Consider the following 10556-nt stretch of genomic DNA (forward strand, 5'->3'; position numbering starts at 1 on the left):
CGAGACACAAATTCTTATAGTAAATCATATAAAATTATGACAGGAATCGATATGACAAACAGAATTAAAATCTCACAGAATGATCTGAAAGCTTAGTAGTTTAAGCAAATTTTCGCCCTTGTTTACGGGTTAAATTTTTCAAATATCCTAGGTAACAAATAATTTTGCTAACTTTGATATTCACCTAACTTATAACAATGAAATACTCGCTTTTTTGCATTAGTCTGTTTTTGTTATTTTCTTGCGGCACTTCGAAAAAGATAGTGGATAAACCGATTGTTTTTGATGAAGAGCGGATCCAACTCACCAAAGAATACCTATCTACACGCTATGGTCTAGAACAAGACAAGCCGATTATTGTACCCAAAATGATTGTATTGCATTGGACAGCAATCCCAACACTCCAAGAATCTTTTGATGCGTTCTATACATCGCAACTACCAAGCAGACCTGATATTGCTACTGCAAGTGCTTTAAATGTATCCTCTCAGTTTTTAGTCGATCAGGATGGCACCATTTACCGGTTGATGCCAGAATTAACCATGGCAAGGCACGTCATTGGTTTAAATCACACTGCCATTGGCATTGAAAATGTTGGAGGCACTAAAGATGTACCTCTGACCCATGAGCAAATTAAAGCGAATATTTGGTTGGTCAACTATTTGAGTAAAAAATATCCTATTGAATATCTTATCGGCCATTATGAGTATACTAATTTTGAAGGTCATGAGTTATGGCTTGAGAAGGATGATGGCTATAGAACCAAAAAAGTTGATCCTGGCGAGGACTTTATGAAAGCCGTCAGAAAGAAAACCCGAAAACTTAAATTAAAATCAGCCCCAGTAACTACAACTCATTAAAGATAAGGTGTCTATTCCAAAGTTTATAATAAACCGATAGTCTTTTCACGACAGTTCTTTGATCATTAAACAAAAAATATACAAATGAAATCTATTTTCACTTTAGTACTTGCCATTTTTATAGTCTCTATGACGGCCCAGGTTGGTGATATGACCACAAATCTATACGATAGCTATTCGAAATACAAAGAACCAAGTTTGGACAACCGCCGAATCAAGCATGAAGACATCCAACCCTTAATTCTCAAGCTTAAAAGCAATCCAGCCTATACAGTGCAAAAAGTAGGCGAAAGTATTAAAGGCAAAGACATTAGTTTAATTAGTATTGGAACAGGAGATATCAACGTTCTTCTCTGGTCGCAGATGCATGGTGATGAACCTACCGCAACCCAAGCGATTTTTGATATTTTTAACTTTTTGAACAGCAACGATTTTAAAGCAGAAAAAAAAGAGCTCTTAAGTCAATTGACGCTTCATTTTATGCCGATGCTCAATCCCGATGGTGCTGAATTATTTACCAGACGTAACGCTTTGGGCATTGATATCAACAGAGACGCACTCATGTTACAATCTCCAGAAGGCCAAGTTTTAAAACGCATCCGCGATAGTTTGGATGCCGATTTTGGTTTCAACCTTCACGACCAAAGCACCTATTATAATGCTGAGCGCACACCTAAGCCAGCGACCATTTCTTATCTGGCACCTGCCTACAATTACGAAAAAGACATCAATGACGTCCGAGGAAATGCCATGAAAGTTATTGTCTTTATGAACAGCATCATTCAAAAATATGCTCCAGGGCAAGTGGGGCGCTACAACGACGATTTTGAACCACGCGCGTTCGGTGACAACATTCAAAAATGGGGCACCAGTGCCATATTGATTGAATCCGGAGGGTATAAGAATGATGTCGAAAAACAGGAAATCAGAAAGCTCAATTTTGTATCCATTTTATCGGCATGTTATACCATTGCCAATGGAAATTATAAAAACATCTCTATTGACGATTATGAGAAGATCCCGCAAAACGATCGCAAATTATTCGATTTAAAAATTGAACGCTTCACCCATAATCTTTTAGGAAAGGATTATATTTTAGATATCGGAATCAACCATTTGGAAGTCCAAGACAAAAATTACGACACCTTTTATAACGTGGGCAGTATTGTTGAAAAAGGCGACCTCTCAACCTTCTATGGTTACGAAACTGTAGACGCTACAGGGTATCGCTTAATTGAAGGAAAAGTGTATCCAGAACTCATCCAGACCATAAAAGATTTGGAAGCTATGGACATTTACGAACTTCTAAAATCGGGGTACACCTATGTCCGATTGGCACAATTTTCACCTAAGGATAAGGACGTTTCTCTCCCGATCAATATTTTGGACAAGGATCAAAAGATTCCAGGATTTTATGTGAACATTGGCAACAATCCTAATTTTGTCTTGCAAAAAGATGGTCAAGTGGATTATGCTGTGGTCAACGGATTTTTAATCGATTTAAAAAACCAAGAGAGCAATTTTAAGAATGCTATATTTTACGGAAAGTAAAACTTTATTTTAGTACTTATCTCTTATAAATTCTAGAACGGCCTGCATTTGTTCCCTAACCTTATCCGTTGTGGTGAGGTAGTTGTTATTCATATAACTAAAGATTAACACGTCTCCAGAATTGGTCACCAAATAGCCACTTAAAGTATGTGTACTAGACAATGTTCCCGTCTTGGCGAAGACATAAGGACCATCCATTCCAGCATACCAGTTTTTCAGAGTACCACTAACACCGCCGACCGGAAAAAAGTTGAACAGGCGTTCCCTTGGAATTTCGGCGTAAAGCTTTTCCAAAACCTGCACCAAGGATAATGGAGTAAAGAGATTGTAATTACTCAACCCGGAGCCATCCCTCCATTTCGGTTTTTGTTTCAAATCTTTGAGTTGATTCTCGAGAATCGATTTCCGGATGGGGTCGGCATCCAATGAATCAGAAACCGTTGAGGATGCCAAAATTAATATCTGTTCGGCCAGAAAGTTGTCGCTCACATGCATCATGCGTTTGTATAAACTATCTGACGGAATACTGTAAAATATCTGATCTGTTTTGGCTGTGGTATAGGGGATAAATTCTACTTTATCGGGAAGTAGATCATTCCAAAGGGCTTTCACCATGGTTGTGTCCAAAACAAATGGCACCTCTGTGCTCGTTTTTCTGTCCAACTTATAATAGAAATTATTGGCATTAAAGTCGCGGCGCTTGTCCATTAAGGTATACGTGGTTTGAGACCTCAAAAACTTCGGATAGGTATTTAAATCGTCAGTATTTGAAATGGTTACTACGTTCCCGTATAATGGAAAGGCACTCCGTTCTGGACTATAATACATGTCATAATCTTCCCATGCCCAACCTGGTCCAAATTTTTCATTGGCGTAATTATCCGTCACCAATTTTATGGCTTTATAATTTTTCATAAACTCCAAAGCCGTGCTGTCTTTAAAATACGGATGTAAAAAACTAGGATCTCCCGTTCCTTTTACAATCAATGTATCGTGATGCACAGCATATTTAAAGGCTGGAACTTTTTCAGGTAAGTATTGGAGACCCGTATATAAAGTAAATATTTTGGTATTGCTCGCCGGTGTAAAATAGCGTTCGGCGTTATGATTAAACACCGTGTCCTTGGTTCTTGGATTGTAAACCAAAAGACCAGTAAACTGATGGTCAAAGAAATTTGAAGTCATCGATTTTTCCAAGTGCTTGGAAACTTTAGCCGATTTACAATTGACTAAAAGAAAGGAAAACAGAATTAAAAAACTAAATCGCACCACGGAATTGAAGTTTTTCACACTTTCGAAACTCTTGAAATTACTGGTATTTTTCATATCAAATAAAAAACTAAAAGATTAAGATCCCGAAAGTTAATTGATAATTTTGAAAAAAGTGAAATCAATAAAGAAAATCATCATACTCACTATAAAACAATGAATTAATTTATAATCGGTCTAAAGAATTCATGAAAACGCACTTTATCTTTTATTTTATTACATTTACCTCTCTACTTTAATAAAAACAATTCAAATTATGCAAAAAAAAACTACCCTCACCGTACTTGGTTTTTTTACTTCTGCGTTTTTGATGTTATTCGCTCAAACTATTACCGTTACTGGTGTAGTTACTGATGCGAATAATGTCCCAATGCCTGGAGTAAATATTCAAGTAAAAGGCACCACTAAAGGTGCAACAACAAATTTTGATGGCGATTATACCATTAATGCATCTTCAGGAGATGTTCTAATTTTCTCTTATGTGGGATTTAAAAAAATTGAAAGGACGGTTTCTGAAACCGTTATCAATGTGAAACTTGAAGAAGATGCAAGTTCTCTTGACGAAGTCGTAGTCACGGCTTTTGGTATTAAAAGAGAAACAAGAGAGCTGGGCTATTCGGTAACTCAAGTAAAAACGGAGGACCTTAATCTTACTGGTCAAACTGATGCCTTTACTGCTTTGCAGGGCCGTGTTGCAGGTGTACAGATCAGTCAAACCTCTGGGTCATCTGGAGGAGGTATTGACATCTTAATTAGAGGGATTACCTCGGTCAATCCAAACAGAAGCAACCAGCCATTAATAATTATTGACGGCTTAGCATTGGATAATGACACCTTTTCAGGTAACGTATTGCCAAGTGCAGGATCGAATTCGCCGAGCAGTTCCGAGCAATTTTCCTTTTCAAACAGGGCATCTGACATTAATCCAGAGGATATTGAAAGCTTCAACGTATTGAAAGGTGCAGCAGCCAGTGCATTATATGGGGTGAGAGCAGCAAACGGTGCGATCATCATTACCACTAAAAAAGGAAAATTAGGAAAAGCTAAAATTGGCTTAATTGCTTCTACAACGTTTAGAAATATAGCAACAACCCCCGAATTACAGAAAAAATATCGTGAGGGATATAGTGGCCTTCCAAGAAATTTGTATACACCTGAAACAGATACAGGTTTTACAAGACTGGGTGGAACCTCCTTCTATTCTTGGGGACCGGAATATAGTGCAGACAGTGCCGTTGTAGGCGGAGAGACCATTGATCTTACAGGCGACCGTTTTTATGATCCCTATGATCTCTTTCAAACAGGCATCAGCAACCAAATTGATTTTAATATCAGTGGAGCTGATGAGAAGCTTGATTATTATTTCTCTGTTGGTAACGAAAGTGAGAAAGGTGTTTTACCAAATACTGATTACGGTAAAACGACCTTAAGATTTAAGGCAGGTTATAAAGTAAATGAAAAATTCAATATCAATACCTCTATAAATTATACCAATGCTGGCGGTAAACGCGGAAATGGGGGTGATAAATCAGTGTTTAGTTCCCTGGCATATTATTCTGCAACCTTTCCAATCAATGATTATATTAATGAAGATGGGACCCAACGTAATTACTCCTTTGGGGTTATTGACAACCCACGTTATCTCTTAGAAACAAGTCCGTTAACCGACGATGTCAACAGATGGGTAGGTAACGCGACCTTTAACTGGGCGCCTAAAGATTGGATCAACGTGACCTACGCGGCACAGGTTGATAATTATTCTGACATGAGAAATCGCTTTGTGGCACCAGACCTAGATGCTGGAGCGGCAGTTGGCGGATTTATCGTCAACCAGAATATTAATTTCTTAGGTTTAGAATCCAACCTCTTGGTAACTTTTGATAAGAGATGGTCAGACGACTTTGGCACCTCTTTAACCTTAGGAAATCAAATATCTGATTCCAGAAGAGACTATTCAATGATTAGAGGAGAAACTCTAAACGTACCTGGCATTAATGACATTGCAAATACCATCAATATTTTTGCTGATAAGAGTGTTACTCAAATTAGAAACGTAGGGGTATTTGGAGAACTTAAAGCCGATTATAAAAACCAATTATTTTTAACCATTACCGGTAGAAATGACTGGACCTCAACCTTAGAAAAAAATAACCGTTCGTTTTTCTATCCCTCAGTGAGTTTAGCCTATGATTTTCATGAACTTATTGATAAAGACAACGAGTTTTTCACCTTTGGAAAGTTAAGAGCGTCTTGGGCGGAAGTAGGTAAAGGACCAGGCTTTGGAGAAACCGGTACTTACTTCGTGTCTGATGGTAATTTCCCTTTTAGCGGTTCTGGAGGTTATAGAGCAAACACGATTGTTGGTGAAGAGTTCATTGTTCCTGAAAAGAATAAATCTTTTGAAGTTGGTACTGACCTGAGATTCTTTAAAAATCGCTTACGCTTAGATTATGCGTACTACAAGACCCGGGTTAAAAATCAAATTTTCACAGTGGGCACAGCGTACTCCTCTGGAATCTCTGGAGTTGTAAGAAATGCGGGGGATTTCGAAACCTTCGGGCACGAATTGTTAATTGCTTATGACGTTTTCAAAACGGAGGATTTCCAGTGGGAAACAATGATCAACTGGTCTACAAATGAAGGCAAGGTATTGTCTTTACCAGAAGATATTGACGCCCTAATTTTCGCCGATGCGGGCGCCGCAGCGGGCATCACTTCAGAAATTAGAAATGGTGATAAGATGGGAGAGTTATATGGTTATAAATGGCGTTATGAAAATGGTCAGAGATACATTGGACCAGATGGCTTACCAAGAGTTGATCGAAGCGAACGGGTTAAGGTTGGAAATGCTTTTCCTGATTTTATTGCATCGTTCAATAACGTGCTACGATATAAAAATATAAGCTTTAACTTTCTATTGGAATGGAAAAAAGGAGGTGATCTTTATGATGCTGGACGGAGAAATTCCATTAGAAATGGAAATCCAAAAATTACAGAAAATAGAGACGTGAAGGAAGTTTTCACCGGAGTTATGGATGACGGCAGTGGCGGCTTCGTTACAAACACAATTGAAGGCCTTATAAACCAAGATTACTATAGAGACACCAACCGTTACAATTCAGCAGCTGAAATACTTATTCAAGACGCTTCATGGGTTAAACTTCGTAACATAGGCTTATCTTATAATTTTGGAAAAAATATAATTAGTAGTTTAAACATTGATAATTTAAGCGTGTCAGTAAGCGCCCATAATCTTTTATTATGGACCCCATATGATGGTTATGATCCTGAAGGAAACCAATATAGTGCCGGTAGTAACGTGTACGGATTTACTGGTCTTGGAACCCCTTTGAGTGAAAGTTATTCTTTCGGAATTAAATTAGGATTTTAAAAAAAATGAAGATGAAAAATATAATAAAAACAACATGTATAGCATTGCTTATCTTGGGCGCCAGTTCATGTAGCGATGAATATTTTGACGTGAACACGCCTTCGGGCTCTGTTCAGGAAGATGCACTTAGAATGAAGGATTTGTTGGCACCTGTTATTTATAGAACGGTTCAAGGCCAATATTCAGCTGCAGAAACTTTTGGAAATTATACCCAGTACTTTACGGGTTGGGGCGGATTGGCTTCAGGCGAAACAACGGCCTCAGGTTTATGGACTGATTTTTACCTCTATAGCCTCCCAAACATATTGACCATTAAAGAGAAAGCAGCAGCTTTGAACGCACCGCGATATACTGCCGTTGCCGATATTTTAACTGCCATTAACCTGGGCATCGTTACGGATTCATGGGACAATGTTCCGTATTCTGAAGCCGCAGAAGGTATTAACAACCCATCACCTTCTTTTGATACACAACAAGAAATTTACAGCAGTATTTTTGGACTTTTGGATAATGCGATAGCAATCTTGGAAACTCCCAACACCTCCATTTATGAATTATCAAATGACGATCTCATTTATGGTGGCAATATGGATAAATGGTTACGGGCAGCATATACCATAAAGGCCCGCTATCAATTGCATTTGGTCAGTGCAGGAACCGTATCTCCAAACGAGGTACTGTCCACCATTGACAAAGGGTTTACATCAAATGCTGATGACTTTCAAATGAATTATACCGATAGAAATATCAATCCGCGTTATGCACAAGAAGTGGTCGCAAGAGGTCAAGGAAATTTCCATAACGATTTGGCAAGCCAATTGGTAAGTTCCATGAACGGAAATTATTACCCATTTCAATCAACAGCCTTAACAATTGACCCAAGATTACCTCTTTTTGGTGAATTACCGGAAGGCAGTACGGAGTGGAAAGGTTATGTAAGTGGCGGCGGCGGTTTAAGTCCAGACGGTACCGCAGCTAATGCAAGATTCTTAACGGACGGGTATTATACCTCCATTGATTCTCCAATTACGATCATTACTTATGGAGAAGCTCTTTTTATTAAAGCTGAAGCGGCCTTTCTAGCCAATGGAGGCACTACCACAAGCACGGGTTCTTCTGCAATAGCTTACAACGCTTATCTTGACGGTATCGCGGCAAGTATGGATAAATTCGGAGCCGATGGAAGTGCCTATTTAGCTGACCCTGCAATTGCAGTGGGCGAATCAGGATTGATGCTCCACCACATTATGAAAGAAAAATACATCCATAACTTTTTAAATCCTGAAACGTTTGTCGACTACAGACGCTATGATTTTTCTGATGATGTTTTTGTTGGTCTCACCATGCGTGAAGAACAGGATTCAAGTGGCGAATTTGCTGGCGAATGGTTTAGACGTGCTAGTTACCCTTCAACAGAAGTCACAAGAAACAGAGTAGCTGTAGAAGCGAATAAGAAGACACCTGTAACGCCAGTTTGGTGGGACGCTCAGAACTAAAATCTCATTTTAATAGTATAAAAAACCCTTCATTAATTTTAGTGAAGGGTTTCTTTTTGGAATAATCTCAAAGCCGATTTCAACTGCTCTAAATCGTCTTTGGTATGATTGGCAGTGATGACAATTCGATTCATTAAAGCATCATAATTAGGATATTTGAAATTGGTAATGATGATGCCCTTGGATTTCAAATAGTCAAAAATGACATTGCTATGGGAATAGATGACAGGGTAATGATGATCATAATAAAACTGTTGTGGCAAATGGTCATCACCATATAGAAACTGTAGATTCTCCCGCAATTTCTTAAGTTGATTTTGTATGATGTCCTGACCTTTAACAAAGGTTTGTAAAAAGATGGGATTCATTCCGGCTGCCGAGATAAAAACCACAGCATTCCTAATACTATCAACAAGCTTCTTATCTCCAACAATAACACCACCTGAACAGCCATAAGCTTTGGTCAAGGAGCTGATCATTATTTTTTGCGAAATACTTGGATGGTTAATCGTTTTGTAAACTCCAGTACCGTCTTTGCCTACAATACCCAAACTATGGGATTCATCGATTAATAACGTGATGGTTTTACTTAAAGAAATGTCGTCTAAGAAATCAAAATTGGTAGGTTTGACCGCTAAGGATAAAAGCGCATCTGCGGTAATCACCACAGCTTCCTTCACCTCATCTCTTAATCCTGGATGTAATTTTCCATCAACAAATAGTGGGCGACTTGCATTTTCAAGAATGGCGGGATGTGTTTTTGGATAATGATAAAAATGTTGGTGCGTTTTTGCCAGATAATCCATCACAAGTCGTCCTGCCAAAGTACCCGAGGACACCGTAAGCGCAGCCTCAGCCCCACTGTTTTTCGACAACAAGTCTTCTGCTTCTCGGTAAATTCTCAACTGAATGTTAGAATTCCGAGAACTTCCGTAAGAGGTCCCCCATGTTTTGATACTGTCAAAAAGGAGAATTTGAAAATCAGGATTTGTTGCCATCCCTAAATAGGAAGTGCCTCCAAAATAAAGATACGATTTGCCATCAACTTGAATCGTTCTATCCGGAAATTGATCAACAGTCATTGAATTATTCGGTTAGGGTGACACCAGTTCCGTTCAAATCACTGTAAAAAATTTCACCATTTTCAATGCGCACTCCAGTAGCTATATCCTCAGCCAATAATAAAGCGCCATCCATATCTACATAATCTAAAAGTGGCAACAAATGAGCTATGGCAGAAATTCCCACACTCGATTCAGTCATACAGCCTACCATGGTTTTCATGCCCAGACCTCTTGCTTTGACCAACATCCGCCGTGCAGGTGTCAGACCGCCGCACTTGGTCAACTTAACATTCACCCCATGAAAATGTCCAAAGCATTTATCTACGTCTGCTTCAACTTGGCAACTTTCGTCAGCAATAATTGGCAGTACGGAATGTTCAAAGACTTTTTTATGGCCTTCCCAATCGTCCGCAGGTAATGGCTGTTCTATAAACTCTACTCCTAATTCTTTAAGTGCTACGGCATTGGCAATAGTTTCATCGGCTGTCCAACCACAATTTGCATCTACCCTAAAAACAGCATCGGTATGTTTACGCAATTCGGTAATGATTTCAATATCCCGATCCGAACCTAATTTGATTTTATAAATAGGCCATGGCATTTCTTTCATCTTAGAAACCATTTTCTCAATGGTGTCGATACCTATTGTGAAATCTGTAAGCGGATTGTGGCTGATGTCATAGTTCCACAATTCATACAGTTTTTTCCCTTCTTTTCTGGCATAAAGATCATTGTACGCTAAATCTAAAGCACATAGGGCAAACATATCATGAGTTAACTGCGACTTCATTTTTTCCCAAAATTCTTCGGGAGCCATTCCGGAAGAATCGGCGATAAGCGGCTCCAATTGCTTCAAATCACTCATCATTCCTTTGATGCTTATGTTGTAGTATGGATTTGAAGTTGCTTCACCGTATCCCGATTT

At 38.8% G+C, this 10556-nt stretch carries 7 protein-coding genes; 4 read left to right on the forward strand and 3 right to left on the reverse strand.

What is annotated here, in order from left to right; genetic code table 11:
- Positions 1 to 197: 197 nt before the first annotated feature.
- Together VLZ86_RS14615 and VLZ86_RS14620 are read left to right on the forward strand one after the other, a co-directional pair.
- A complete protein-coding gene (locus VLZ86_RS14615) occupies positions 198 to 860 on the forward strand; it encodes a peptidoglycan recognition family protein (RefSeq protein ID WP_325452634.1) in 663 nt (220 codons plus the stop codon).
- Positions 861 to 944: 84 nt separating this feature from the next.
- Positions 945 to 2411 carry a M14 metallopeptidase family protein gene (locus VLZ86_RS14620; protein WP_325452636.1) on the forward strand — a complete coding sequence of 489 codons (1467 nt, stop codon included), beginning with the start codon at positions 945 to 947 and terminating at the stop codon, positions 2409 to 2411.
- 9 nt (positions 2412 to 2420) lie between these two features.
- On the opposite strand, the gene VLZ86_RS14625 is transcribed toward VLZ86_RS14620, so the two are convergent.
- On the reverse strand, positions 2421 to 3737 hold the full coding sequence (locus VLZ86_RS14625; protein ID WP_325452638.1) for a D-alanyl-D-alanine carboxypeptidase/D-alanyl-D-alanine-endopeptidase: 1317 nt from the start codon (positions 3735 to 3737) through the stop codon (positions 2421 to 2423).
- A 199-nt stretch (positions 3738 to 3936) separates the two neighbouring features.
- Here VLZ86_RS14625 and VLZ86_RS14630 point away from each other — a divergent pair, with 199 nt between their 5' ends.
- A complete protein-coding gene (locus VLZ86_RS14630; RefSeq protein WP_325452640.1) occupies positions 3937 to 7071 on the forward strand; it encodes a SusC/RagA family TonB-linked outer membrane protein in 3135 nt (1044 codons plus the stop codon).
- Positions 7072 to 7082: 11 nt separating this feature from the next.
- Positions 7083 to 8567 (forward strand): SusD/RagB family nutrient-binding outer membrane lipoprotein, encoded by a 1485-nt coding sequence (locus VLZ86_RS14635; RefSeq protein ID WP_325452642.1) that lies wholly within the window; start codon positions 7083 to 7085, stop codon positions 8565 to 8567.
- Positions 8568 to 8605: 38 nt separating this feature from the next.
- Here the strand turns inward: VLZ86_RS14635 and VLZ86_RS14640 are convergent, their stop codons facing one another.
- Both VLZ86_RS14640 and VLZ86_RS14645 read right to left on the reverse strand, forming a co-directional pair.
- Positions 8606 to 9649 (reverse strand): aminotransferase class I/II-fold pyridoxal phosphate-dependent enzyme, encoded by a 1044-nt coding sequence (locus VLZ86_RS14640; protein WP_325452644.1) that lies wholly within the window; start codon positions 9647 to 9649, stop codon positions 8606 to 8608.
- Between the two features lie 4 nt (positions 9650 to 9653).
- On the reverse strand, positions 9654 to 10556 hold a 903-nt coding region (locus VLZ86_RS14645), incomplete at its 5' end, for a dipeptide epimerase (protein ID WP_325452646.1).

This window comes from Gelidibacter sp. (assembly GCF_035515035.1).
GTDB lineage: Bacteria > Bacteroidota > Bacteroidia > Flavobacteriales > Flavobacteriaceae > Gelidibacter.

What these genes read in the sequence shown, in the direction of transcription:
- VLZ86_RS14615 (WP_325452634.1), top strand. Translation starts at nt 198, where the DNA reads ATGAAATACTCGCTTTTTTGCATTAGTCTGTTTTTGTTATTTTCTTGC.
- VLZ86_RS14635 (WP_325452642.1), top strand. Translation starts at nt 7,083, where the DNA reads ATGAAAAATATAATAAAAACAACATGTATAGCATTGCTTATCTTGGGC.
- VLZ86_RS14640 (WP_325452644.1), bottom strand. Translation starts at nt 9,649, where the DNA reads ATGACTGTTGATCAATTTCCGGATAGAACGATTCAAGTTGATGGCAAA.
- VLZ86_RS14620 (WP_325452636.1), top strand. Translation starts at nt 945, where the DNA reads ATGAAATCTATTTTCACTTTAGTACTTGCCATTTTTATAGTCTCTATG.
- VLZ86_RS14625 (WP_325452638.1), bottom strand. Translation starts at nt 3,737, where the DNA reads ATGAAAAATACCAGTAATTTCAAGAGTTTCGAAAGTGTGAAAAACTTC.
- VLZ86_RS14630 (WP_325452640.1), top strand. Translation starts at nt 3,937, where the DNA reads ATGCAAAAAAAAACTACCCTCACCGTACTTGGTTTTTTTACTTCTGCG.